We start from the raw sequence: 25,908 nt of genomic DNA, 5'->3' as shown, positions 1-25,908 counted from the left end.
CAGTAGCTTGAGAGCTAATGACTATAGCGCAAAGCGCTGCAGAAATGTCCAGTAGCGCCCCTGTTTTGAGACTAATTCCTGATGATTTCCCTGTTCAATCACCTGGCCACTGTCCATAACACAAATCTGGTCAAAATGTGCCAGGCCGCGCAGACGGTGGGTCACCATAATCAGGGTTTTCCCGCTGGCGACTTTGCGCAGCAGCGTCAGTATCTGCTGTTCTGTTTCTGCATCCAGGCCTTCTGTGGGTTCATCCAGCAGCATCAGGTCACCGCCGTGCAGCAGCGCACGGGCCAGGCCCAGCCGGCGTAGCTCCCCGCCCGAAAGCGCGCGTCCCCCCTCACCAAGCCACGCGTTCAGTCCCTGATCGTTATCCAGCAGCTTTTCCAGACCGACCTGATGCAGGGCGTCAGACAGCACCTCATCGCTGCTGCCCGGCGCTGCCAGCAGCAGGTTGTCACGCAGGCTGGCGCTGAACAGATGGACGCGCTGAGTGACCACGCTGGTGCGGGCGCGCAGATCGGCCTCGCTCCACTCTTTTAGGGGCTGGCCATTCAGCATGATGGCACCCTGCTGCGGGTCCCATGCCCGCGTCAGCAGCTGTAACAGCGTGGATTTACCGCAGCCGGTTCGGCCGAGCAAAGCGATGTGTTCGCCTGAGTTAATATTGAGCGTCAGATGGCTGATGGCGGGTTCGCCATCACCATAGTGGAAGCTGACGTCGGTGAGGCTCAGCACAGCACCTGGGCGGTGCGACATCGCGCTGTCGCTGCTGAAGCTGACTTCCGGGCGCTGGTCAATAATTTGCGATACCCGCTGCGCGGAGGCGATAACATGGCCGAGATGCTGGAATGCCGTACCAACCGGGGCCAGGGCTTCAAACGCCGCCAGCGCACAGAAGACAAACAGCGCGATGAAGGCTCCGGGATAGGGGTCGCCACCAATACCAACGGCGCTCAGCCAGAGAAGTAGCGTGACGGCAATACCGCCCATCAGCATGACCAGCCCCTGTGACATCCCGGTCAGGCTGGCCTGGCGCTGCTGTGCGGCCAGCCAGGCCTGCTCGGTGGCATCCATCCCCTGACGGAAGGCATCGGCTGCACCGTAGAGGCTCAGCTCTGCCTGGCCCTGTAACCAGCGCGTGAGGCCGCTGCGATACTCGCCGCGCAGGCGTGTCAGGTCGGCTCCTACCGGTAGCCCGGCACGGTAAAATACCGGTGGAATGATAATCAGGGTCAGCAGCATCAGCGCACCGAGGGTCAGCGCTAATCCGCTATCCAGCCAGCTCAGGCCGGTGGTGACCACTGCAATCACGGCCAGCGCCCCAACCAGTGGCGAAATGACGCGCAGATAGAGGTGATCCAGCGTATCAACATCGGCTACCAGACGGTTGAGCAGTTCCCCCTCGCGGAAGCGGGCAATACCCGCAGGGGAGAGCGGCAGCAGCTTGCTGAAGGTGAAGACGCGCAGATGCTGAAGCACGCGGAAGGTGGTGTCGTGGCTGACCAGACGTTCCAGGTAGCGTGCCACCGTGCGGCTGATGGCGGCACCGCGCACTCCGGCGGCAGGAAGCATATAGTTAAAACTGTAAATCCCGGCAACGCCGGCGAGAGACGTCGCCGCCAGGAACCAGCCTGAGAGCGTCAACAGGCCAATGCTGGCCAGCAGCGTCAGAACGGCCAGCACGATACCCGCCAGCAGCCGGATGATATGGCGACGGTAGAGTTTTAAAAACGGCAGCAGAGTTTTCATTCGAGCGATCCTCCTCGCTGGGCCAGCAGGTCGGCGAAGGGGCCGGGCTGGTTCGCCAGCTTTTCCCGGCTTCCGGTCTGGACAATTTTCCCCTGGCGCATCAGCCAGATTTCATCCCACTGATCCAGGCGATCGAGCTGGTGGGTGATCAGGAGCGTACTCTGGGCGTGCGAGGCTTCGAGCAGCGCATGATTCACGTGCTGCTCACTGTGCGCATCCAGACTGGCGTCCGGTTCATCCAGCAGCAACAGCTGGCAGGGCTTCATCAGCGCCCGCGCCACGGCAACGCGCTGTGCCTGTCCGACGGAGAGCAGTGCGGCCTGGTCACCGGGTTCGCTATCAAGGCCGGCTGGCAGCCGGGGCAGAAATTCATTGACCCCGGCCAGCGCCAGCACCTGCTGCAGGCGAGCTTCATCGTGACTGCCGCTCAGCAGAATATTCTGCCGCAGCGTACTGGCAGGAAGGTGGGGATTCTGCCCTACCCAGGCCAGCTGACGCTGCCAGTGTGGCAGAGCAATATCACGCAGCTCCACGTCGTTGACCCGGAGTGAACCGCGGTAGGGCAGATGGCCGAGCAACACATTCATCAGTGAGGTTTTACCCGCGCCGCTTTGTCCGACCAGCGCAACGCGCTGTCCCGGCCGTAGCGTGAAGTTCAGTGGCCCCGCCAGCGGGATACCATCGGCGGTGACAATCACTAAATCCTGCGCCACCAGGCTGAAGCCGTGGCCTAGCTCAGGGGTAAGGGAACCCCGCTCAACAGAAGAGCTTTCACTCTCTTCAAGGAACGTCTGCAGGGCATCGGCGGCACCGATAGCCTGCGCCTTGGCATGATAATACGTGCCAAGGTCACGCAGCGGCTGGTAAAACTCCGGGGCGAGTATCAGGACCAGGAATCCGGCAAACAGAGTGACCGGACCGCTGTAGTGGCCAAAGTCGAAGACGCCAAGATAAGAGAAGCCAAAATAGACCGCGATCAGGGCAATGGAGATCGAGGCGAAAAATTCCAGTACGGCCGAGGAGAGAAACGCCATGCGCAGAACTTCCATCGTGCGCTGACGAAACTGATCGGAGGCTTCGGCAATAGTCTCTGTTTCCGCACGGGCACGATGGAACAAACGCAGCGTTTCCAGCCCGCGCAGGCGGTCAAGAAACTGGCCGCTCAGACGGGCCAGGGCCTGGAAATTACGGCGGTTGGCATCGGCAGCGCCCATTCCGACCATCGCCATAAACAGCGGGATCAGCGGGGCGGTAGCCAGCAGGATAAGTGACGCTGCCCAGTTGACCGGGAACAGCAGAATCAACACCAGCAGGGGAATCACGCCCGCCAGCGCCATCTGCGGCAGATAGCGGGCATAGTAATCCTGCATATCCTCGATCTGTTCCAGCAGCAGCGTGGCCCAGCTTCCGGCAGGTTTACCCTGAATCCATGCCGGGCCCAGGTCGGACAGACGGTTCAGAACCTGGTGCCGTAATGTCTGGCGGATAGCCTGACCGGTTTTGAAACCGACCTTTTCCCGCAGCCAGGCCAGCAGGGCGCGACCGGCAAAGCAGGCCAGCAGCAGCAAGAAGTGCATCTGCTGGCTGTCTCGCGGCTGATGGTCGACCAGCAGTGCCTGAAGCAGAGAGGCGAGGAACCAGGCCTGGGCAAGGATCAGCAGGGCGCTTAACGTGCCCAGCAGGAATGAGAGGCGCAGCCAGCGATGACCGTGCACACTCTGACTTTTCAGCCAGCGGGTGAGTTGTTGTTGTCGTGTTTTATTCATCTGTTGCCGTATTGCCCTGACGTAAACAGTAGTGAGGCAAAGGCCCCAGGAAGATTGGTGTCAAGCACGGCAATGGTACAGCGGGAAGGGTAAAAAGGCGACAATTGGTCGTCGCCTCAGGCAAGATTAGCTCAGAATTTTAACAACTTACTGATTGTTTTTAACTAAACCATCCAGATAACGCTCAGCGTCCAGTGCGGCCATACAGCCCGTACCTGCGGAGGTGATGGCCTGACGGTAGATGTGGTCCATCACATCGCCAGCGGCGAAGACGCCTGGGATGCTGGTCTGAGTCGCATTACCCTGCAGGCCTGACTGTACCTTGATATAGCCATTTTCCAGCGCCAGCTGACCGTTAAAAATCGCGGTATTCGGGCTGTGGCCAATCGCCACAAACAGACCGGCGACATCCAGAGTTTTCGTCTGGTCGTCTTTGGTAGAGCGCAGACGCAGAGAACTGACACCCATCTGGTCGCCCAGTACTTCATCCAGGGTATGGTCAGTGTGCAGCACGATATTGCCGTTTTTCACTTTTTCGTTCAGGCGATCAATCAGGATTTTTTCTGCACGGAAGCTGTCACGGCGGTGAATAAGATGCACTTCAGCAGCAATGTTCGCCAGGTAGAGTGCTTCTTCAACCGCAGTATTACCGCCGCCAATCACAGCGACCTTCTGGTTACGGTAGAAGAAACCGTCACAGGTGGCGCAGGCTGATACACCGCGACCTTTGAACTCTTCTTCTGAAGGCAGGCCGAGATAACGTGCCGAGGCACCGGTAGCAATAATCAGTGCATCCGCCGTGTATTCACCTTCGTCACCGGTCAGGCGGAACGGACGGTTCTGCAAATCAACACTGTGGATATGATCGAAAATGATCTCAGTATTAAATTTTACCGCATGTTCGTGCATACGTTCCATCAGCAGTGGCCCGGTCAGCTCGTTGGCATCTCCCGGCCAGTTTTCCACGTCAGTGGTGGTGGTCAGCTGACCGCCTTTTTCCAGACCGGTGATCAGCACCGGATTCAGGTTAGCGCGGGCGGCGTACACGGCGGCAGTATAGCCAGCCGGACCCGAACCCAGAATCAGTAACTTACTGTGTTTAGCCGTACCCATGAGACCCTCATTAATTAACTGGCAAACAGATACCCGGATTGTAGGGAATTTGGCGGGGCAAAAAAAGGTTTCTGCGATTTTGTTAACAATTAATGAAAAAGGTTTTACCAATCGTCGGTTGAAGAGGGAAATAGCAAGAGGATAAAAAGGCACTTCGTGCGAATTTTCAGGGATTTTATCGATAAAATTGTCATTTAAAAACAGTCAGACAGCCTCTGCTTTGGCATGTTGTACTGATTTTATTTGTTTTGCTTTGACAATCGGCTGCGCTTTTGCGAAAACATTATGGGAAGCAGAGTATCTCTGAAAGCGCAAGGCAGGGTTTCATCCCGAATTTTGCGTTTATCACCGGATTTACTCAGTCTGTTATTTGGAATGACGCATGGTGTGGACAGACAACATGCGTCATGCAGATGGTGCGTTTAATCTCGCGACAGGCTCGATGTCTTCACTTAGATCAACCCTGTTACATTGATCTCGTTCAGGGTATGGCAGGTAAAGGGAAGGATTTTAAGAGAGACAATAATAATGGTAGACAATAAAAAACGACCGGGTAAAGACCTCGACAGAATCGACCGCAATATCCTGAATGAGTTGCAGAAGGATGGACGAATTTCGAACGTTGAACTCTCTAAGCGTGTGGGGTTATCACCGACGCCGTGCCTTGAGCGCGTTCGCCGTCTGGAGCGACAGGGCTTTATTCTCGGTTACACTGCGCAGTTGAACCCGCACTATCTGGATGCATCGTTACTGGTATTCGTTGAGATTACTCTGAATCGTGGTGCGCCGGATGTGTTTGAGCAATTTAACGCCGCTGTGCAAAAACTTGAGGAAACTCAAGAGTGTCACCTTGTTTCCGGTGATTTTGACTATCTGCTGAAAACGCGCGTTCCAGATATGTCTGCCTACCGTAAATTGCTCGGTGAAACCTTGCTACGTCTGCCGGGTGTGAACGATACCCGTACCTACGTGGTGATGGAAGAAGTGAAACAAAGTAACCGGTTAGTAATTAAAACCCGGTAACACAGGGCAGGTGCAAAACCTGTTAGTTTTCGGTACACTCCTGTGAATTCATACAGGTCAAGCGCCGGGCATGCCCGGCGCTGTTACCTTCATAGTTTACGGGCACCTGGAGAGTACTCTTGAGCCAGGAATACACAGAAGATAAAGACGTTTCGTTACAACCGTTAAGCAGTGGGCGTCGCCTGCTCGAAGCACTGTTGATTGTTGTTGCTCTTTTCGCCATCTATCTGATGGTGGCGCTGGTGAGCTTCAACCCTTCCGATCCCAGCTGGTCACAAACCGCCTGGCACGAGCCTATCCACAATATTGGTGGTGGGGTGGGGGCCTGGCTTGCCGATACGCTATTCTTCATTTTTGGCGTGATGGCGTACGCCCTTCCTCCGGTGATTTTAGGTTTGTGCTGGATCACCTTCAGCCAGCGCCATGTCCAGGACTACGTCGACTATTTTGCTGTGGCGTTACGCATGATTGGCGTCCTGGCCCTGGTCGTGACGTCCTGTGGTCTCGCTGCACTGAATGCCGATGATATCTGGTATTTCGCATCGGGCGGCGTGATTGGCAGCCTGTTAAGCAATGCGATGGCGCCGTATTTCAGCGGTCCGGGCGGCACGCTGACGCTGCTGTGTATCTGGGCGGCAGGGCTGACGCTCTACACTGGCTGGTCATGGCTGACGATTGCGGAAAAAATTGGCGGTGTGGTGATGGGGGTCCTGACCTTTGCCAGCAACCGCTCACGCGCCGATGAAAAATGGCACGAAGAAGACGAATACGATGAAGACGTTGACGCGCCGGTAGTCAAACGCGCCGTGGCTCCAGCGTCGCACGATGATGATGACGTCCTCCTGACCCGTCCGCAGCCGTTGTATGCGGAAGATGAAGAGGACGATCCGCTACTGGCTAAACCGGCCCTCAGCCCGGCGGCGTCCGTCGCACAGCCTGCCGCTGTCGCCGTTGCGTCTGCACAGCCCGCCGCTGTTGCGGTTGCGCCCGCTCAGGCCGCCTCTGCTGCGGCTGAACTCCAGCCCGCCGTGCCGGTCGCTGCACCGCAGCCGTCGCTGTACCGTTTTGAAGTTCCCGCTGAAGTCCAGACGCCAGCACCTTCGGTGCCGGTGGATGAAGATGACGGGCCGAAAATGGGCAACTGGCAGGAGACATCGTCGGCATCGCCATTTGATTTTTCTACGCCTCACGCTTCTCATCCGGCCTCTGTGGCGGCGGCTGCGACAGGAGCCGCTATTGGTGCGGTGGCACAGTCAGCCAGCAGTAATACACCCTTTATGCCGGGCTTTACCGCCACCAGCGGGGAGGATCTCAACCCGCAGGTTAAGCAGGGGATTGGGCCTGAACTGCCGCGTCCGAATCCGGTCAAGCTACCTACTCGCCGCGAACTGGCTTCCTACGGGATTAAACTGCCTTCTCAGCGTATAGCCGAAGAAAAAGCCAAAGAGCAGGACTCACGTCAGCCTGAGAGTGCCAACGTTGATGCTCCCTTGCCGACAGCCACGGCTGAAGAGCAGGAGGATGCCGAACAGGCTCAACTGCGCGAGGCCTTCCTGGAGAGGGAACAGCAGCGTTACGGTGAAGAATTTGCTGCCGAAGACGAAGAGGCTCTGCAGCAGGCGGCTCTGGCCCGTCAGTTTGCCGAACAGCAGCAACATCGCTACAGGGATGAACCGAAAAGCAGCAGCCCGACCTTTACGCTTGATACGGCGGGGGCGTTTGATTTCTCCCCGATGGACGATCTGGTGGATGACGGTCCGGTAGAGCCACTGTTTACGCTGCCGCCGGTCGCGGAAGTGGAACCAGAGGCACCTGTGACGACTTCCTGGCAGCAGCCGGCGGCCGTCCAGCCAGCACAGCCAGCGGCACCTGCTACGCAGACGCCTTCCTGGCAGCCAGCCGTACCGGCAGCGGCACCTGCTAAACCGCAGGAGCCGGATATGGATAGCCTGATCCATCCGTTCCTGATGCGTCATGAGCAGCCGACCTATAAACCGACGACACCGTTGCCGACGCTGGACCTGCTCGCTTCACCGCCGTCAGAGACCGAGCCGGTAGACCAGTTTGCTCTCGAACAGACTGCCCGCCTTATCGAGGCGCGTCTGGCTGACTATCGGGTCAAAGCAGATGTGGTGGGCTATTCTCCCGGCCCGGTGATCACCCGTTTTGAGCTTGACCTGGCACCTGGCGTGAAAGCGGCGCGAATTTCTAACCTGTCGCGCGATCTTGCGCGTTCACTCTCCGCCGTGGCGGTACGTGTAGTCGAGGTCATTCCTGGCCGTCCGTATGTCGGTCTGGAGCTGCCAAACGTGAAGCGCCAGACGGTTTATCTGCGTGAAGTGCTGGACTGCCCGGCATTCCGCGATAATCCATCGCCGCTGTCGATTGTGCTTGGCAAAGATATCTCCGGCGATCCGGTGGTTGCCGATCTCGGTAAAATGCCTCATCTGCTGGTGGCGGGTACGACGGGTTCCGGTAAATCGGTGGGGGTCAACGCGATGATCCTCAGCATCCTGTATAAAGCCACGCCGAAAGAAGTGCGCTTTATCATGATCGACCCGAAAATGCTTGAGCTGTCTGTATATGAAGGGATCCCACATCTGTTAACGGATGTGGTCACCGACATGAAGGATGCCGCGAATGCCCTGCGCTGGTGCGTGGTGGAAATGGAGCGCCGTTACAAGCTGATGTCCGCGCTGGGCGTACGTAACATTGCGGGCTATAACGAAAAAGTTGATATGGCTGAGGCAATGGGCCGTCCAATCCCCGATCCTTTCTGGAAGCCGACCGACAGTATGGAGATGACGCCACCGGTACTGGAAAAAGAGCCTTATATCGTGGTGATGGTGGATGAGTTTGCTGACCTGATCATGACCGTTGGCAAAAAGGTGGAAGAGCTTATCGCCCGTCTGGCACAGAAAGCACGTGCTGCGGGTATCCACTTGGTGCTTGCCACACAGCGTCCGTCGGTGGATGTGATTACCGGCCTGATCAAGGCTAACATCCCAACGCGTATTGCTTTTACCGTGTCCAGCAAAATTGACTCACGTACTATTCTCGATCAGGGCGGTGCGGAATCATTACTGGGTATGGGTGACATGCTTTACCTGGCACCGAACTCTTCCATTCCAGTCCGTGTTCACGGTGCTTTTGTACGTGACCAGGAAGTGCATGCCGTCGTGAAAGACTGGAAGGCACGTGAGCGACCTCAATATAAAGAGGGCATTCTGAGTGGCGGAGACGATGCCGAGTCGGGCGCTGGCGGAGTGGATGGCGATGAAGAGCTGGATCAGCTGTTCGATCAGGCCGTTGAGTTCGTGGTCGACAAGCGACGTGCCTCTATTTCGGGGGTTCAGCGGCAGTTCCGTATCGGCTATAACCGTGCTGCGCGTATCATCGAACAGATGGAAGCGCAGGGAATTGTCTCTTCACCGGGGCACAACGGCAACCGTGAGGTGCTGGCTCCGCCGCCGCACGAACGTTAAGTTGTTTGTTCTGTGACCGTCAACGGGCCAGGCTTTGCCTGGCCCGTTGAATTCCAGACATCTGTCCCAATATTTGCATGATGCGCGCGGGGAAATTCAGTTTTATCTCCTGTCGTTGTTGTCAGCGCCTGGCTAAAGTTATCCACGTCACGCTTAACCCGAAACGGGATACAAGAGTTTCAAAAAGGATGCCGTAATGAAAAAATTAATGATTTCCTGCTGTCTGTTGGCTGCATTCTCTTCTGCCGCCGCATGGGCTGATGCGGCGAGTGACCTCCAGCAGCGCCTGGATAAGGTGAAAAGCTTCCATGCCACCTTTAATCAAAAAGTGACTGACGGCAGCGGTGCGTCAGTGCAGGACGGCGAAGGTGAGATGTGGGTTCAGCGTCCAAACTTGTTCAACTGGCATATGACCGCACCGGATGAAAGCACTCTGATTTCCGACGGTAAAACCCTGTGGTTCTACAACCCGTTTGTCGAACAGGTCAGTGCCAGCTGGCTGAAAGATGCCACCGGCAATACGCCATTTATGCTGATTGCCCGTAACCAGTCGAGCGACTGGAAACAGTATAACGTCGCGCAGAAAGGTAATGACTTCTCCCTGACGCCTAAAAACGCGGATGGTAATCTGAAGCAGTTCACCATCAACGTTTCTACGAACGGTACTATCAACCAGTTCAGCGCGGTAGAGCAGGACGGTCAGCGCAGTAGCTATACGCTGAAAAGCCAGCAAAACGGGAGTATCAGTGCCGACAAGTTCAAATTTACGCCACCGAAAGGCGTGACTGTGGACGACCAGCGTCAGTGAGGTTTGCGTGAGTAACCTGTCCCTCGATTTTTCCCGTAATGAATTTCAGCCTCTGGCCGCACGTATGCGGCCACGCACGCTGGCTGAGTATATCGGCCAGCAGCACCTGCTGGCGGCTGGCAAACCGCTGCCGCGCGCGATTGAGGCCGGTCATCTTCATTCGATGATCTTATGGGGACCGCCGGGGACGGGGAAAACCACGCTGGCAGAGATCATAGGCCACTATGGTCAGGCCGATGTCGAACGTATTTCTGCCGTAACCTCCGGGGTGAAAGAGATCCGCGAGGCGATTGAGCGTGCGCGTCAAAACCGTAACGCAGGCCGGCGAACCATTCTGTTTGTCGATGAAGTCCATCGCTTTAACAAAAGTCAGCAGGACGCCTTTCTGCCACACATTGAGGATGGCACCATCACCTTTATCGGTGCGACTACCGAAAATCCTTCGTTTGAACTGAACTCCGCACTGCTGTCGCGCGCACGCGTGTACCTGTTGAAGTCGCTCACCAGTGAAGATATTGCCGCCGTGCTCGACCAGGCGATGCAGGACAGCGAGCGCGGCTACGGCAAAGAGAACATCATCCTGCCGGACAATACCCGCAACATGATTGCAGAGCTGGTCAACGGTGATGCACGTCGGGCCCTGAATACGCTGGAAATGATGGCGGATATGGCCGAGGTGAACAGCAAAGGCAAGCGCGAGCTGACGCCACAGCTGCTTAACGAAGTGTCTGGTGAACGCAGCGCGCGCTTTGATAACAAGGGCGACCGCTTCTACGATCTTATTTCCGCACTGCACAAATCAGTGCGCGGCTCCGCCCCTGATGCAGCGCTCTACTGGTATGCCCGTATTATTACCGCCGGTGGTGACCCGCTGTACGTCGCCCGCCGCCTGCTGGCGATTGCTTCTGAAGATGTTGGCAATGCTGACCCGCGCGGCATGCAGGTGGCCATTGCCGCCTGGGACTGCTTTACCCGCGTTGGCCCGGCAGAGGGTGAGCGGGCCATCGCGCAGGCGATTGTCTATCTGGCCTGTGCGCCAAAAAGTAACGCCGTGTATACCGCCTTTAAAGCGGCGATGCGCGATGCGCGTGAAAGCCCGGATTATGATGTACCGGAACACCTGCGTAATGCGCCCACTAAACTGATGAAAGAGATGGGGCTGGGGGCTGAATATCGTTACGCCCATGATGAACCCCATGCTTATGCCGCCGGGGAAGACTATTTCCCACCGCAGATGGCGCAAACGCGCTATTACCAGCCAACAACACGCGGGCTGGAGGGCAAGATTGGTGAAAAGCTGTCCTGGTTGCATGAACAGGATCAAAATAGCCCGACAAAACGCTACCGCTGACACTGACGTTGCGGTAAGGTTAGCAATGAATTCAACGCACTCTGCATATGAGTGCGCCCCTTCTTTTTACACTCAATCAATCATCACAGGACAAGCATGCTCGATCCCAATCTACTGCGTACTGAGCCAGACGCAGTCGCTGAAAAACTGGCACGCCGTGGCTATAAGCTGGACGTTGAAACGCTGCGCGCACATGAAGAGCGTCGTAAAGTACTGCAGGTCGAAACGGAAAATCTGCAGGCAGAGCGTAACTCGCGATCCAAATCCATCGGGCAGGCCAAAGCACGTGGGGAAGATATCGAGCCATTGCGTCAGGAAGTGAATGTGCTGGGCGAACGCCTGGACGCTGCAAAAGCAGAGCTGGATGCGCTGCTGACCAGTATCCATGACTTTTCAATGGCGATTCCGAACATCCCTGCTGATGTCGTGCCACTGGGCAAAGATGACAGTGAAAACCTGGAAATCAGCCGCTGGGGTGAGCCGCGTAAATTTGATTTTGCCGTGCGTGACCACGTTGAGCTGGGCGAAATGGCCGCGGGCCTGGATTTTGCTGCGGCGGTGAAACTGACCGGTTCGCGCTTTATCGTGATGAAGGGCCAGATTGCACTGATGCACCGTGCTCTGAGCCAGTTCATGCTCGATTTGCACACCGAACAGCACGGCTATCAGGAAACCTATGTGCCTTACCTGGTGAACCACGCCAGCCTGTACGGCACGGGCCAGTTGCCTAAGTTTGGCGAAGATCTGTTCCATACGCGTCCGCTGGAAGAAGAAGCCTCCAGCAGCAACTATGCGCTGATCCCGACCTCTGAAGTTCCGCTGACCAATCTGGTGCGCGATGAGATTCTGGAAGAAGAATCTCTGCCGATCAAAATGACGGCCCATACGCCATGTTTCCGTTCTGAAGCGGGAGCTTATGGTCGTGATACGCGCGGTCTGATCCGTATGCATCAGTTTGATAAAGTGGAAATGGTACACATCACGCGTCCGGAAGATTCGATGGATGCGCTGGAAGAGCTGGTTGGCCATGCAGAGAAAGTGCTGCAGCTGCTCAACCTGCCCTACCGTAAGGTGCTGTTGTGTACCGGCGATATGGGCTTTGGCTCGCACAAAACTTACGATCTGGAAGTGTGGTTGCCGGCGCAGGATACTTACCGTGAGATCTCGTCCTGTTCAAACATGGGCGATTTCCAGGCGCGTCGAATGAAAGCGCGCTGCCGACCGCGTGGTGAGAAAGTCACTCGCCTGGTTCACACCCTGAATGGCTCCGGTCTGGCCGTCGGGCGTACCCTGGTGGCGGTGCTGGAAAACTACCAGCAGGCGGATGGTCGTATCGAGGTTCCTGAAGTGCTGCGTCCGTATATGAAAGGCTTAACCTCTATCGGTTAAACCCTGTCGTAAAAACGCTGAGAAAACCCGCCGCAGGCGGGTTTTTTTATGCCATAGATCGAGCAAATAATATAATGGATAATTCGCGCGTTCATCTTGTTGATGTTGAATGAATTCAATGAGATAAGCGGTTTAAGAAACGGGGCGTTTCAGTTGCCAACCCTTTGTAGATAAAAATATTAAATCGCCGTACTACAAATCGTGCTATTGCCATTTTATTGCGCTTTTACAATTGTTTGCGCAGTGGCATGATGCGCGCAAAATCTCCCTCGTTTCGGTTCTTCACTACTATGTCCACCTGGTCACGTCCCGTTCTGGTGCTGCTGTGCGGCTTGCTGCTGCTGACGGTGTCTATTGCCGTGCTGAATACTCTGGTGCCGCTCTGGCTGACGCATGATGCGTTGCCGACCTGGCAGGTGGGGATGGTCAGCTCTTCCTACTATTGTGGAAACCTGCTGGGCACGTTGCTGGCGGGGTGGGTGATCAAGCAGTACGGTTTTAATCGTAGTTACTACCTTGCCTCGCTGGTGTTTGCTCTGGCGACGGTCGCACTGGCGCTGGGAACGGGATTCTGGTCGTGGACGATGTGGCGCTTTGTCGCGGGGATCGGCTGTGCGCTGATTTGGGTTGTCGTGGAGAGCGCGTTATTGTGTAACGGTACTCTGCGTAACCGTGGGCGGCTGCTGGCGGCGTATATGATCGTCTATTACATCGGTACGGTAATAGGCCAGCTGCTGGTCAGCAAAGTTTCTACTGAGCTGATGCATGTGCTGCCGTGGGTCAGCAGTGTGATACTGGCGGCTGTGCTGCCGCTGGTCTTCTGCCGCGTTACCGCCAGCCAGGGAGAAGAAGAAACTCCGCCAGGGCGTCTCTGGCCCATGCTGCGCCGCCGTAATGCGCGCCTCGGCATCAATGGCTGTATTATTTCGGGTATCGTGCTGGGTTCACTCTATGGCCTGATGCCGCTGTATCTCTCCCATCAGGGAATGAGCGACTCTACGGTAGGTTACTGGATGGCATTACTGGTCAGTGCGGGCATTATTGGCCAGTGGCCGGTAGGGCGTCTGGCTGACCGCTACGGCCGGTTGCTGGTCCTGCGCGTGCAGGTTTTTGTGGTGATCCTCGGAGCGCTGGCGATGCTGAGCAACGCTGCGATGGCTCCGGCGTTGTTTATTCTTGGCTGTGCAGGCTTCACTCTCTATCCGGTGGCGATGTCCTGGGCCTGCGAAACCGTAGCTCATCATGAGCTGGTGGCGATGAATCAGGCGTTGTTACTGAGTTATACCGTTGGCAGCCTGGTGGGACCCACGATGACCTCCATGCTGATGCAGAGCTATTCTGACCGTCTGCTGTTTGTGATGATTGCCGGAGTGGCGCTGGTTTATCTGGTGATGCTGCTGCGTAAAGCGGATCATCATGCGACGCCGGTTGCGCACGCATAAACCTAAAGGGCGGACCAGAAAAAACGGCCCGCCCTTTATTTCATCGCCACGCAAAACATTTAGTACATCACGTGGTGGCCGTAGCTTTCAAGGATCTGCTTAACCCGATCCATCGTTTCTGCTTTTGGCGGGTGTACGCCGTCCAGCTTGTATTCTTCCCCCATCGCGACCCACTTATGCTTGCCCAGTTCGTGATAGGGCAGCAGTTCAATCTTCTCTACGTTGCCCATATCCCGCGTGAATTCGCCCAGCCGGTGAGCTGACTCGTCATCATCAGAATAGCCCGGCACCACGACGTAGCGGATCCAGGTCCGGATATTGCGTTTAGCCAGATAGCGGGCAAAATCAAGTGTGCGATGGTTGGAAACCCCCACCAGAATCTGATGCACGTCGTCATTAATCTGCTTGAGGTCGAGCATCACCAGGTCCGTGACATCGAGCAGTTCATCAATGACCGGATCGTAGCGACGCACAAAACCATTGGTATCAAGGCAGGTGTTAATCCCTTCCGCCTGACAGGCGCGGAACCAGTCACGAACGAATTCGGCCTGCAGGATAGCCTCTCCGCCGGACGCGGTAACGCCACCGCCAGAGGCATTCATAAAGTGGCGATAGGACACCACATCCTTCATCAGCTCTTCAACGGTAATCTCTTTACCGCCGTGCGTGTCCCAGGTATCGCGGTTGTGGCAGTACAGGCAGCGCATCAGGCAGCCCTGGAAGAAGGTGATGAAGCGGATACCAGGACCGTCAACGGTCCCGCAGGATTCAAAAGAGTGGATGCGACCGGTTACTGACATTGCGATGAATTCTCCACGGTGACACAGTCTTTAGCTGTGTTAAGTCTGTTTTGGCAGTGATCCGAATCAGATAACTGACAAAACCGGCTGGTGGTGAACAGGCTCCCCGGAGGGAGCCTGTAAAAAGCACTGACAGCAAATTACATGGTTTGCGTAAAGGTACGTGTAATGACGTCCTGCTGCTGCTCTTTAGTTAGTGAGTTAAAGCGAACGGCATAGCCTGATACGCGAATGGTGAGCTGCGGATATTTTTCCGGGTTCTCCATCGCTTCAAGCAGCATTTCACGATTCATCACATTGACGTTAAGGTGCTGGCCACCTTCGATGCTTGATTCGTGATGGAAATAACCATCCATCAGACCTGCAAGGTTGGTTTTACGCACGTCATCATTTTTACCCAGCGCGTTTGGCACGATAGAGAAGGTATAAGAGATACCATCTTTTGCGTAGGCAAACGGCAGTTTAGCAACGGACGTCAGAGAGGCAACCGCACCTTTCTGATCGCGACCATGCATTGGGTTTGCACCTGGACCGAATGGTGCGCCAGCACGACGGCCGTCCGGGGTGTTACCCGTTTTCTTACCATACACCACGTTAGAGGTAATGGTCAGTACTGACTGAGTAGGTACAGCATTGCGGTAGGTTTGCAGTTTCTGAATTTTCTTCATGAAACGTTCAACCAGGTCACAGGCAATATCATCCACGCGTGAGTCGTTGTTACCGAACTGCGGGTATTCACCTTCAATTTTGAAGTCTACTGCCAGGCCATCTTCATCACGGATGGTGGAGACTTTGGCATACTTGATAGCCGACAGGGAGTCAGCCGCCACTGACAGGCCCGCGATACCACAGGCCATAGTGCGATATACATCACGGTCATGCAGCGCCATCAGCGAAGCTTCGTAGCTGTATTTGTCATGCATATAGTGGATGACATTCAGCGCGGTGACATACTGTTTTGCCAGCCAGTCCATAAAGTGATCCATACGATCCATCACTTTATCGTAATCCAGCACTTCATCCATCATTGGCGCTTCTTTCGGGCCAACCTGCATTTTCATTTTTTCATCCACGCCGCCATTAATGGCATACAGCATGGTTTTTGCCAGGTTGGCACGTGCACCGAAGAACTGCATCTGTTTGCCGACGATCATCGGGCTGACGCAACAGGCGATGGCGTAATCATCGTTGTTAAAGTCAGGGCGCATCAGGTCGTCATTTTCATACTGCAGAGAAGAGGTGTCGATGGACACTTTAGCTGCGTATTTTTTGAAGTTTAGCGGCAGTTTTTCAGACCACAGGATGGTCATGTTAGGTTCCGGAGACGGACCCATAGTGTACAGCGTGTTCAGGAAGCGGAAGGTGTTTTTCGTCACCATGGTACGGCCATCAACGCCCATACCGGCCAGTGACTCCGTTGCCCAGATTGGGTCACCAGAGAACAGCTCATCGTATTCCGGTGTGCGCAGGAAGCGCACCATACGCAGTTTCATCACCAGGTGGTCGATCAGTTCCTGTGCTTCCAGTTCGGTGATTTTGCCTGCTTTAAGGTCGCGTTCGAAATAGATATCCAGGAAGGTAGACACACGACCGAAGGACATCGCGGCACCGTTCTGTGATTTCACCGCAGCCAGGTAGCCAAAGTAGGTCCACTGTACGGCTTCTTTAGCGCTGGTCGCCGGGCCAGAGATATCGCAGCCGTATTTGGCAGCCATATCTTTGATCTGCTGGAGAGCGTGGTGCTGGTCTGCAATCTCTTCGCGCAGGCGAATCGTCGCTTCCAGGTTAACACCGTTTTCCATATCGCTCTGCAGAGAGGTGAACTGCGCGAATTTGTCTTTCATCAGCGCATCGATACCGTACAGCGCAACGCGGCGATAGTCACCAATGATACGGCCACGGCCATAGGCGTCTGGCAGACCTGTCAGTACACCTGATTTACGGCAGCGCAGGATGTCTGGGGTATAGACATCGAAGACGCCCTGGTTGTGGGTTTTACGGTATTCGGTGAAGATTTTTTTCACAGTCGGGTCGAGTTCACGGCCATAAACTTTGCATGAACCTTCGACCATTTTGATGCCGCCGAACGGGATCAGGGCGCGTTTAAGCGGCGCTTCTGTTTGCAGACCGACGATTTTTTCCAGGCTTTTATTGATGTAACCTGCATCGTGAGATGTGATGGTCGATGGCAGGTCGGTATCAAAGTCAACCGGCGCATGAGTGCGGTTTTCCTGTTTGATGCCTTCCATAACTTTGTCCCACAGAGCAGTCGTTGCCTCAGTGGCACCGGCCAGGAACGCTTCGTCGCCTTCATACGGTGTGTAGTTTTTCTGGATGAAGTCACGGACGTTGATGCTGGTCTGCCATTCACCCTGTGCAAAGCTTTCCCAGGCTGCCGCCATTTTTTGATTAAGCTCGGTCATTTGATACCTACCTTATAACGTGAAGTTCGTTGTACGTTCCCGACGGGTGACATCACACCGACGGTTGCAAAATTCTTTCAGCGGGCACTATCAGTGATGATCGCCATCACGCAGATAAATCACCCAGTACGTTAAACCAACCAGTAAACCACCCCCGATAATATTGCCCAGCGTTACAGGGATAAGGTTATCGGTAATAAAATGGCTAACGGTGAGGTGCGAAAACTGTTCTGCACTTGCTCCGGTCGCCTGCCAGAACTCAGGAGTGGCAAAGTCTTTGATGATGATGGCCATTGGCACAAGGAACATGTTGGCAATGCTGTGCTCGAAACCACTGGCCACAAACATGGCTACCGGTAGCACCATGGCAAACATCTTGTCCAGCAGGCTGCGTCCGGAATAACTCATCCACACCGCCATACACACCATCAGATTCGCCAGGATGCCAAGGCAGACGGCTTCAATGAATGTGTGGTGCATCTTATGGTCAGCGGTTTGCAGGACATTGAGTCCCCAGGCTCCGTTGGCTGCCATATACTGTCCAGCAAACCAGATCAGTACGACAAAGAAGATGGCCCCAATAAAGTTACCGACATAGACGATGATCCAGTTGCGTGCGAGTTGCGCCCAGGTGATACGGCCGCTGGCTTTCGCCACTACCGTAAGAACCGTGGAAGTAAACAGGTCGGCACCGCATACCACCACGAGCATCAGGCCCAGTGAGAAGCAGATACCACCAACCAGTTTCGCCAGCCCCCACGGGACGGCGGCCGTGCCCGTTGTCGCGGTAATATAGAAAGCAAAAGCGATAGAGATAAATACGCCAGCAGTAATTGCCAGAAAAAAAGTGGTGAAGGGGTGTTTCGTTGCTTTATAGACGCCAGCGTCTTCGGCAACTTTTGCCATTTCGGACGGTAATAATAGATCAAAGGGGTTGCCAGCTTTCACACTAACGTCCTCCCAAAAGTAGTCAGCGAGGAAAGTCTAGCAAAGGAGTATAGGAGAGAAATTGATATGGATCATATAGGCTCAGCATACCAGCAGGTAAAGGCCTGTTTTTAGTAGGGTTTATGGATTTATCTTATTGTATTATATGGGATAAAACTTTTTTAATTATTCAAAAAATATTTGAGTCTCATGCGAGAAGAATGACCGGGAGAGTGAATTTATCAAAGCAAATATAGCGGAATTGTGACAATTAAATAGGTAAAGGCTTTGGCTGTTACCTTTTATTAACCTGCCGCTCAATGAACGGCAGGAAAAATTAAGACTTAACAGGAGTGATATCGGTAATTGAAATCACTTTTTTGAACAGTTATTTCCAGTTAAGGCGTTTAGCCGTCTGCAGTTTCTCATAGGCAGCCAACAGAGACTGATGCGCCGGGAAGGCGTTCAGATCGCTGTCAACACTCTGCAAACCGTAAAACGGCGCTTCACCACTGATAGCTGCAGATGCATTGTCTACCGCTTGCTGACCGTACATGCGTACAAACGCCGTATGATACTGAAGCGGATCGCGGCCTTCTTCCTGACTCAACAGCAGCAGCGTTTGCAGGCAGCGATAGTAGTTGGCACGTTCAGGGCTGAAGATCGACTGGTTGAACTCCATCGTCCATTCCGTCCAGATAAGTGCCTGCTCCAGGTCGCCAGCTGCCAGCGCCAGCATCGCTTTCAGCTCGCCGATACGCAGCGTGTACCAGCCATTGTCTTTACCCGTTGCCAGACCCAGCAGTTCACGTACGCGGGTAAAGTCGTCATGACCGTCTTCATCCAGCTGCTCCAGAAGCGATAAATAGTCTGCTTTTTCCCAGCTGCTTTCCGGCAGGCTGAGAAGTGTATCGCGCAGATAAGCCCCCATGCTGTTGTTCGCCAGCAGCAGGTCTTCTGCCGGATAAATATCAGACATACCAGGTACGATGATGCGGCAGGCGTATACATCCAGGTGCTCATAGTCAGCGATATAAACTTCCTGGTCTTCTGACTTGAAGATCGCCATCAGCGTGGCGAATTCTTCCTCAGTGCTGCCTTTGAAACTCCAGTCGGCGAAAGGATAGTCCGCATCATCTTTAAACATGTCCCAGGAAATCAAACCGCTGGAATCGATAAAGTGAGTTTCCAGATTCGCATGTTCGGCAACTTCTTCATCGTCGAAGGTTGGCGGGGTAAAGACATCCAGATCTTTCAGGCCGCGCCCCTGTAACAGTTCAGTTACGGTACGCTCCAGCGCCACGCCGAAGTCAGGGTGTGCGCCAAAGGATGCGAAGCAGGTACCGTTAGCCGGGTTGAACAGCACCACGCAGATAACCGGATATTTGCCACCCAGAGAAGCATCGTAGGAGAAGATTGGGAAACCTTCAGCTTCCAGTGAAGCGATCGCTTCAACCACGCCCGGATAGCGATTTAATACTTCCTGCGGGATCAGCGGCAGGCTGATTGATTCCGCAATAATGCGGTTCTTGATATAGCGCTCAAACACCTCTGACAGCCCCTGAACACGAGCTTCGTTAGCGGTATTGCCTGCAGACATGCCGTTGGACACGTAAAGGTTCCCGATGATGTTCATCGGAATATAGACGGTTTGTTGATCTGACTGGCGGGTAAACGGCAGACCGCAGATGCCGCGTTCGGCATTACCGGACTGAAGGTCAATCAGATCGCTGGCGCTGACTTCGTCTTCAGGATCGTAGAATTTACGCAGACGAGCATCAAGGATCCCTTCAGGCAACTGGTCGTCATCCGGTAAAGGGAACCACTTCTCGTTAGGGTAATGAACGAAATCGCTGTTAGCGATCTTCTCGCCCAGCCAGAAGTCGGCAAAGAAATAGTTGGTGGACAGGCGTTCAAAATATTCGCCCAGCGCAGAGGCCAGCGCAGCTTTTTTACTGGCACCTTTACCGTTGGTAAAACACAGCGGGCAGTCGCGGTCGCGAATATGGACTGACCAGACATTAGGGACAGGATTCAGCCAGGAGGCTTCTTCGATATTGAAGCCCAGATCCTGTAGTTTTTGCTGAAATCGTGCGATGGAAACTTCCAGCGCGGCGTCTTTGCCTGGGATATAAGTTTGAGTCATTTTGCCCACTCGTTATTGATTGTGCGTAAAGCGCGCAATGATACGGGGTTTCGGGCGGAATCGCTATCCGGCATCATTAAATTCATGGCCGCAAGAATGCCATTTTACAATGAAAAGATAAGTGGTCTGTTTTTCATAAAGGAAAACGCCTCACAATATATCGTTGGCTGTTTCATTTGCCCTACAAACGGTTGCGTAGCACACGGGTAAACTGGTCGGTTGACCGGATAAATCGTTGCAGCAATGGGGTGGCAGTGATAAAACCGATAGAGGAATCAAAACCGATTGATCTGAGAGTGGTGAGGGGAAATGAGTCAGGTTTTCAATTTTAGCTCAGGCCCGGCTATGTTGCCGGTAGAAGTGCTGCGTCGCGCTGAACAGGAACTCTGCAACTGGCAGGGTTTAGGAACCTCCGTTATGGAGATCAGCCACCGCAGTAAGGAATTTATTCAGGTCGCTGAAGAGGCAGAAAAAGATTTTCGCGATCTGCTGAAAATCCCCTCCAATTACAAAGTTTTATTCTGCCACGGCGGTGCGCGTGCCCAGTTTGCTGCCATCCCTATGAATCTGCTGGGTCAGCACACCACGGCGGATTATATCGATGGCGGCTACTGGGCTGCCAGTGCCGTAAAAGAGGCGCAGAAATACTGTACGCCTAACGTGATCGACGCTAAGACGACTGTTGATGGCCTGCGTGGCATTACGCCGATGAGCGAGTGGGCGCTGTCTGATGACGCGGCCTACGTTCACTACTGCCCGAATGAAACCATCGACGGTATCGCTATCCCGGAAAACCCGGACTTTGGTGACAAAGTCGTGGTGGCAGATCTCTCTTCGACCATTTTATCGTCACCGATTGATGTCAGCCGTTACGGGGTGCTGTACGCCGGTGCGCAGAAAAATATCGGCCCTGCCGGTTTAACGCTGGTGGTGGTGCGTGAAGATCTTTTAGGTCAGGCGCGTAAAGAGCTGCCTTCGATTCTCGACTACAAAGTGCTGGCTGATAACGAATCCATGTTCAACACCCCGCCGACCTTTGCCTGGTATCTTTCCGGCCTGGTCTTCAAGTGGTTAAAAGAGCAGGGTGGTGTGGCAGAACTCGACAAACGTAATCAGGCAAAAGCTGACCTGTTATATGGCACTATCGATAACAGCAGTTTCTACCGCAACGATGTCACCGCAGCTAACCGTTCGCGCATGAATGTGCCGTTCCAACTGGCCGATTCCGCACTGGACAAGCTGTTCCTGGAAGAGTCATTTGCCGCAGGCTTGCATGCGCTCAAAGGCCACCGTGTTGTTGGCGGTATGCGCGCTTCAATCTATAACGCGATGCCGCTGCAGGGCGTCAAGACGCTCACTGACTTTATGGTCGACTTCGAACGTCGCCACGGCTAATGTGCCCCGGTGTTTGCAGTAAGATTTAAATCTGAAACCCCGCAGCCCAGCGGGGTTTCATTGTAATTATTTTGGAGAATATGTTTCACATGCAGGATTCCCTGACGTTAAAACCAATCGCCCTGGTCGACGGTACCGTTAACCTTCCTGGCTCCAAGAGCGTGTCGAACCGCGCTTTGCTGTTGGCAGCCCTGGCAAAAGGCACCACCCGCCTGACAAATCTGCTCGACAGCGATGATGTTCGCCATATGCTGAATGCACTGCAGGCGTTGGGCGTCCATTTTACGCTGTCTGCCGATCGCACCGTATGTGAAGTCGTGGGTCAGGGGGGAGCGCTTCAGGCTGAAGGCTCGCTGGAACTGTTTCTCGGCAATGCCGGAACCGCCATGCGACCTCTGGCTGCAGCACTTTGCCTGGGCCACAATGACATCGTTCTGACCGGTGAACCTCGCATGAAAGAGCGCCCAATCGGGCACCTGGTGGATGCCTTACGTCAGGGCGGGGCCGTGGTTGACTATCTTGAGCAGGAGGATTATCCACCTCTGCGTCTTAAAGGTGGGTTCCGCGGGGGAGAAGTCGCCGTAGACGGTAGCGTTTCAAGCCAGTTCCTGACGGCACTGCTGATGACGGCACCGCTGGCGGAAAACGACACCCGCATTGTTATTAAAGGCGAGCTGGTTTCTAAACCTTATATTGATATCACTCTGAATCTGATGGCGACCTTTGGCGTTCAGGTTGAGAATGAGGACTACCGCGCCTTCCATATTCGTGGTCAGCAGCAGTATCAGACACCGGGTGATTATCTGGTTGAAGGGGATGCTTCTTCAGCCTCCTATTTCCTGGCCGCTGCGGCCATCAAAGGTGGCACGGTGAAAGTCACCGGGATCGGCCGTAACAGTATGCAGGGTGATATTCGTTTTGCTGACGTGCTGGAACAAATGGGTGCCAGCGTAGAGTGGGGCGATGACTTTATTGCCTGTACTCGTGGTGAGTTGAAGGCGATCGATCTCGACATGAACCATATTCCGGATGCGGCTATGACCATTGCGACTGCGGCGTTGTTTGCGAAAGGAACAACCGTAATGCGCAATATCTATAACTGGCGTGTTAAAGAGACCGACCGTCTGGCCGCAATGGCGACGGAACTGCGTAAAGTGGGTGCGGAAGTGGAAGAAGGGCATGACTTCATCCGTATTACTCCACCCGCGCAGATTCAGTTTGCTGAGATCGGAACGTATAACGATCATCGCATGGCCATGTGTTTCTCTCTGGTGGCGCTCTCTTCCACCCCGGTCACCATTCTTGACCCGAAATGCACTGCCAAAACTTTCCCTGATTACTTCGAACAGCTCGCCCGTATCAGCCAGTTTGCGTAACGCGAATAACCTGATGTGATGCGCAACCATCGCAGTTGCAGCTTACGGCATGAAGGGTATAATGCGCGTCGATATTTGCCAGGGTAGCTGCTGCCCTGGCATCCCACCGACAGGAGAACGACATGACGGCAATAGCCCCAGTGATCACCATTGATGGCCCAAGTGGTGCCGGGAAAGGGACATTGTGTAAAGCAATGGCCGAGGCATTGCAGTGGCACCTGTTGGATTCCGGTGCAATTTATCGCGTTCTGGCCCTGGCTGCGCTGCATCATCAGGTTGATATCACTTCTGAAGAAGCGCTGGTGCCCATCGCCGCTCATCTTGACGTGCGTTTTGTCTCAAACAACGGCGAGATGGAAGTGATACTGGAAGGTGAAGATGTTTCTGGTGAAATCCGCACTCAGGATGTGAGCAATACTGCATCCAAAGTGGCGGCTTTCCCCCGCGTGCGTGAAGCTTTGCTCCGCCGCCAGCGTGCTTTCCGTGATTTTCCCGGACTGATTGCCGACGGTCGCGATATGGGGACGGTAGTTTTCCCTGACGCACCCGTGAAGATTTTCCTCGACGCCAGTTCCGAAGAGCGTGCTCACCGCCGTATGCTACAGTTGCAGGAAAAGGGCTTTAGTGTTAACTTTGAGCGCCTTTTATCTGAGATAAAAGAGCGGGATGAGCGCGATCGCAATCGTGCCATTGCACCGCTGGTGCCGGCTAATGATGCCTTAGTGCTTGATTCGACAACAATGTCGATTGAGCAGGTGATCGACATCGCGTTGAAATATGCGCGTGAAAAGCTCGCACTGGCGTAAAAATCAGCTACGCTTAATGACCTCTGTTCGAGCTATGGCTCGCAGAATGATTTATCTAACCCTGTGATATGGACGTCATGGGGCATGTGAAACAACCCCACCCGGCAGGATGTCAGGTGGACGTTAAATTGAAGAATCCTGAAGATTATCAATATGACTGAATCTTTTGCTGAACTATTTGAAGAATCCTTAAAAACAATCGAAACCCGTCCGGGTTCCATCGTTCGTGGCGTTGTTGTCTCTATCGACAAAGACGTCGTTCTGGTTGATGCGGGTCTGAAATCTGAGTCTGCAATTCCTGCAGAGCAGTTCAAGAACGCAGCCGGCGAACTGGAAATTCAGGTTGGCGACGAAGTAGACGTTGCTCTGGATGCAGTAGAAGACGGCTTCGGTGAAACCCTGCTGTCTCGTGAAAAAGCTAAACGTCACGAAGCATGGATCACGCTGGAAAAAGCCTACGAAGAAGCTGAAACTGTTACCGGTGTTATCAACGGTAAAGTGAAAGGCGGCTTCACTGTAGAGCTGAACGGTATTCGTGCGTTCCTGCCAGGTTCATTGGTAGATGTACGTCCAGTGCGCGATACGCTGCACCTGGAAGGCAAAGAGCTTGAGTTCAAAGTCATCAAGCTGGATCAGAAACGTAACAACGTTGTAGTTTCACGTCGTGCGGTAATCGAATCCGAAAACAGCGCAGAGCGCGATCAGCTGCTGGAAAACCTGCAGGAAGGCATGGAAGTTAAAGGTATCGTTAAGAACCTTACTGACTACGGTGCATTCGTTGATCTGGGCGGCGTTGACGGCCTGCTGCACATTACTGATATGGCATGGAAACGCGTTAAGCATCCAAGCGAAATCGTGAATGTTGGCGATGAAATCACTGTTAAAGTGCTGAAATTCGACCGCGAGCGTACCCGTGTTTCTCTGGGTCTGAAGCAGCTGGGCGAAGATCCATGGGTTGCTATCGCGAAACGTTACCCAGAAGGCACCAAGCTGACTGGTCGTGTAACTAACCTGACCGACTACGGCTGCTTCGTTGAAATCGAAGAAGGCGTTGAAGGCCTGGTACACGTTTCTGAAATGGACTGGACCAACAAAAACATTCACCCATCTAAAGTTGTTAACGTGGGCGATGTTGTTGAAGTTATGGTTCTGGACATCGACGAAGAACGTCGTCGTATCTCCCTGGGTCTGAAGCAGTGCAAAAACAACCCATGGCAGCAGTTTGCAGAAACCCACAACAAGGGCGACCGTGTTGAAGGTAAAATCAAGTCAATCACTGACTTCGGTATCTTCATCGGCCTGGACGGCGGCATCGACGGCCTGGTTCACCTGTCTGACATCTCCTGGAACGCTACCGGAGAAGAAGCAGTTCGTGAATACAAGAAAGGCGACGAAATCGCAGCTGTGGTTCTGCAGGTTGACGCAGAGCGCGAGCGTATCTCCCTGGGCGTTAAGCAGCTGGCAGAAGATCCGTTCAACAACTACATCTCTCTGAACAAGAAAGGTGCAATTGTTAACGGTAAAGTGACTGCAGTTGACGCTAAAGGTGCTACAGTTGAATTGGCAGACGGCGTTGAAGGTTACCTGCGTGCTTCTGAAGCATCGCTGGACCGCGTAGAAGACGCAACTCTGGTTCTGAACGTTGGCGACGATGTTGAAGCTAAGTTCACTGGTGTAGACCGTAAAAACCGCGTTGTTAGCCTGTCTGTTCGTGCGAAAGACCAGGCTGACGAGAAAGAAGCTATCAACACGGTTAACACTACCAAACCGGAAGAAGGCAACTTCTCTAACGCAATGGCTGAAGCTTTCAAAGCAGCTAAAGGCGAGTAATCGCTTTCAGGGCAGCGTAAGCTGCCCTGTACCGTCGTTACTGTCAGAACTTTTCCTAACAGGGATAAACCGGAGG

17 protein-coding genes are annotated in these 25,908 nt (G+C 54.1%); 10 read left to right on the top strand and 7 right to left on the bottom strand.

From position 1 onward, the window contains the following. Positions 1–21: 21 nt before the first annotated feature. The 3 genes from cydC to trxB all read right to left on the bottom strand — a co-directional run bounded on the left by cydC (position 22) and on the right by trxB (position 4,631). Positions 22–1,752 (bottom strand): cysteine/glutathione ABC transporter ATP-binding protein/permease CydC, encoded by a 1,731-nt coding sequence (cydC, locus tag ABEH87_RS07105; RefSeq protein ID WP_346575211.1) that lies wholly within the window; start codon positions 1,750–1,752, stop codon positions 22–24. Next, positions 1,749–3,518 carry a cysteine/glutathione ABC transporter permease/ATP-binding protein CydD gene (gene cydD, locus ABEH87_RS07100; protein ID WP_346575209.1) on the bottom strand — a complete coding sequence of 590 codons (1,770 nt, stop codon included), beginning with the start codon at positions 3,516–3,518 and terminating at the stop codon, positions 1,749–1,751. The genes cydC and cydD overlap by 4 nt, the downstream gene beginning before the upstream one ends. Before the next feature lie 147 nt (positions 3,519–3,665). Then, entirely contained in the window at positions 3,666–4,631 is a 966-nt protein-coding gene (gene trxB, locus ABEH87_RS07095; protein ID WP_346575207.1) for a thioredoxin-disulfide reductase, read from the bottom strand. Positions 4,632–5,159: 528 nt separating this feature from the next. Between trxB and lrp the strand changes: the two genes are divergently transcribed. The 6 genes from lrp to ABEH87_RS07065 all read left to right on the top strand — a co-directional run bounded on the left by lrp (position 5,160) and on the right by ABEH87_RS07065 (position 14,129). Continuing rightward, a complete protein-coding gene (lrp, locus tag ABEH87_RS07090; protein WP_006118610.1) occupies positions 5,160–5,654 on the top strand; it encodes a leucine-responsive transcriptional regulator Lrp in 495 nt (164 codons plus the stop codon). A gap of 119 nt (positions 5,655–5,773) precedes the next feature. Further along, the gene (locus ABEH87_RS07085; RefSeq protein WP_346575205.1) at positions 5,774–9,139 is read left to right on the top strand and encodes a DNA translocase FtsK 4TM domain-containing protein; all 3,366 of its coding nucleotides are present in this window, start codon (positions 5,774–5,776) and stop codon (positions 9,137–9,139) included. A gap of 196 nt (positions 9,140–9,335) precedes the next feature. Beyond that, positions 9,336–9,947 (top strand): outer membrane lipoprotein chaperone LolA, encoded by a 612-nt coding sequence (gene lolA / locus ABEH87_RS07080; protein WP_346575203.1) that lies wholly within the window; start codon positions 9,336–9,338, stop codon positions 9,945–9,947. 7 nt (positions 9,948–9,954) lie between these two features. Beyond that, entirely contained in the window at positions 9,955–11,298 is a 1,344-nt protein-coding gene (locus ABEH87_RS07075) for a replication-associated recombination protein A (protein ID WP_346575201.1), read from the top strand. A 96-nt stretch (positions 11,299–11,394) separates the two neighbouring features. Next, positions 11,395–12,687 (top strand): serine--tRNA ligase, encoded by a 1,293-nt coding sequence (serS, locus tag ABEH87_RS07070; RefSeq protein ID WP_346575199.1) that lies wholly within the window; start codon positions 11,395–11,397, stop codon positions 12,685–12,687. A gap of 290 nt (positions 12,688–12,977) precedes the next feature. Then, the gene (locus tag ABEH87_RS07065; protein ID WP_346575197.1) at positions 12,978–14,129 is read left to right on the top strand and encodes an MFS transporter; all 1,152 of its coding nucleotides are present in this window, start codon (positions 12,978–12,980) and stop codon (positions 14,127–14,129) included. Between the two features lie 59 nt (positions 14,130–14,188). On the opposite strand, the gene pflA is transcribed toward ABEH87_RS07065, so the two are convergent. The 4 genes from pflA to ycaO form a co-directional block, all read right to left on the bottom strand. Continuing rightward, positions 14,189–14,929: a pyruvate formate lyase 1-activating protein gene (gene pflA, locus ABEH87_RS07060; RefSeq protein WP_346575196.1), complete on the bottom strand. Its 741-nt coding sequence runs from the start codon at positions 14,927–14,929 to the stop codon at positions 14,189–14,191. Between the two features lie 140 nt (positions 14,930–15,069). After that, positions 15,070–17,352, bottom strand: a complete 2,283-nt coding sequence (gene pflB, locus ABEH87_RS07055) for a formate C-acetyltransferase (RefSeq protein ID WP_346575194.1) — start codon at positions 17,350–17,352, stop codon at positions 15,070–15,072. A 90-nt stretch (positions 17,353–17,442) separates the two neighbouring features. Next, entirely contained in the window at positions 17,443–18,300 is an 858-nt protein-coding gene (gene focA, locus ABEH87_RS07050; protein WP_346575193.1) for a formate transporter FocA, read from the bottom strand. A gap of 367 nt (positions 18,301–18,667) precedes the next feature. Then, positions 18,668–20,425: a 30S ribosomal protein S12 methylthiotransferase accessory factor YcaO gene (ycaO, locus tag ABEH87_RS07045; protein ID WP_346575191.1), complete on the bottom strand. Its 1,758-nt coding sequence runs from the start codon at positions 20,423–20,425 to the stop codon at positions 18,668–18,670. Positions 20,426–20,734: 309 nt separating this feature from the next. Between ycaO and serC the strand changes: the two genes are divergently transcribed. From serC to rpsA, 4 genes are all read left to right on the top strand, one after another. After that, positions 20,735–21,820 carry a 3-phosphoserine/phosphohydroxythreonine transaminase gene (gene serC / locus ABEH87_RS07040; RefSeq protein ID WP_346575189.1) on the top strand — a complete coding sequence of 362 codons (1,086 nt, stop codon included), beginning with the start codon at positions 20,735–20,737 and terminating at the stop codon, positions 21,818–21,820. 89 nt (positions 21,821–21,909) lie between these two features. Beyond that, positions 21,910–23,196, top strand: coding sequence for a 3-phosphoshikimate 1-carboxyvinyltransferase (gene aroA / locus ABEH87_RS07035; RefSeq protein WP_346575188.1), 1,287 nt, complete (start codon positions 21,910–21,912; stop codon positions 23,194–23,196). 122 nt (positions 23,197–23,318) lie between these two features. Beyond that, complete coding sequence (cmk, locus tag ABEH87_RS07030) at positions 23,319–24,002, top strand: (d)CMP kinase (RefSeq protein ID WP_346575186.1); 684 nt, start codon at positions 23,319–23,321, stop codon at positions 24,000–24,002. A 153-nt stretch (positions 24,003–24,155) separates the two neighbouring features. Then, the gene (gene rpsA, locus ABEH87_RS07025; protein WP_346575184.1) at positions 24,156–25,832 is read left to right on the top strand and encodes a 30S ribosomal protein S1; all 1,677 of its coding nucleotides are present in this window, start codon (positions 24,156–24,158) and stop codon (positions 25,830–25,832) included. Positions 25,833–25,908 lie beyond the last annotated feature (76 nt).

Source organism: Erwinia sp. Eh17-17 (assembly GCF_039675725.1).
GTDB lineage: Bacteria > Pseudomonadota > Gammaproteobacteria > Enterobacterales > Enterobacteriaceae > Erwinia.
Note: the sequence above shows the minus strand (reverse complement) of the source record. Positions and strands in the feature narration are given on the sequence as shown.

What these genes read in the sequence shown, in the direction of transcription:
- trxB (WP_346575207.1), bottom strand. Translation starts at nt 4,631, where the DNA reads ATGGGTACGGCTAAACACAGTAAGTTACTGATTCTGGGTTCGGGTCCG.
- pflB (WP_346575194.1), bottom strand. Translation starts at nt 17,352, where the DNA reads ATGACCGAGCTTAATCAAAAAATGGCGGCAGCCTGGGAAAGCTTTGCA.
- pflA (WP_346575196.1), bottom strand. Translation starts at nt 14,929, where the DNA reads ATGTCAGTAACCGGTCGCATCCACTCTTTTGAATCCTGCGGGACCGTT.
- rpsA (WP_346575184.1), top strand. Translation starts at nt 24,156, where the DNA reads ATGACTGAATCTTTTGCTGAACTATTTGAAGAATCCTTAAAAACAATC.
- lolA (WP_346575203.1), top strand. Translation starts at nt 9,336, where the DNA reads ATGAAAAAATTAATGATTTCCTGCTGTCTGTTGGCTGCATTCTCTTCT.
- lrp (WP_006118610.1), top strand. Translation starts at nt 5,160, where the DNA reads ATGGTAGACAATAAAAAACGACCGGGTAAAGACCTCGACAGAATCGAC.
- serS (WP_346575199.1), top strand. Translation starts at nt 11,395, where the DNA reads ATGCTCGATCCCAATCTACTGCGTACTGAGCCAGACGCAGTCGCTGAA.
- aroA (WP_346575188.1), top strand. Translation starts at nt 21,910, where the DNA reads ATGCAGGATTCCCTGACGTTAAAACCAATCGCCCTGGTCGACGGTACC.
- cmk (WP_346575186.1), top strand. Translation starts at nt 23,319, where the DNA reads ATGACGGCAATAGCCCCAGTGATCACCATTGATGGCCCAAGTGGTGCC.
- ABEH87_RS07065 (WP_346575197.1), top strand. Translation starts at nt 12,978, where the DNA reads ATGTCCACCTGGTCACGTCCCGTTCTGGTGCTGCTGTGCGGCTTGCTG.
- serC (WP_346575189.1), top strand. Translation starts at nt 20,735, where the DNA reads ATGAGTCAGGTTTTCAATTTTAGCTCAGGCCCGGCTATGTTGCCGGTA.
- cydC (WP_346575211.1), bottom strand. Translation starts at nt 1,752, where the DNA reads ATGAAAACTCTGCTGCCGTTTTTAAAACTCTACCGTCGCCATATCATC.
- cydD (WP_346575209.1), bottom strand. Translation starts at nt 3,518, where the DNA reads ATGAATAAAACACGACAACAACAACTCACCCGCTGGCTGAAAAGTCAG.
- ycaO (WP_346575191.1), bottom strand. Translation starts at nt 20,425, where the DNA reads ATGACTCAAACTTATATCCCAGGCAAAGACGCCGCGCTGGAAGTTTCC.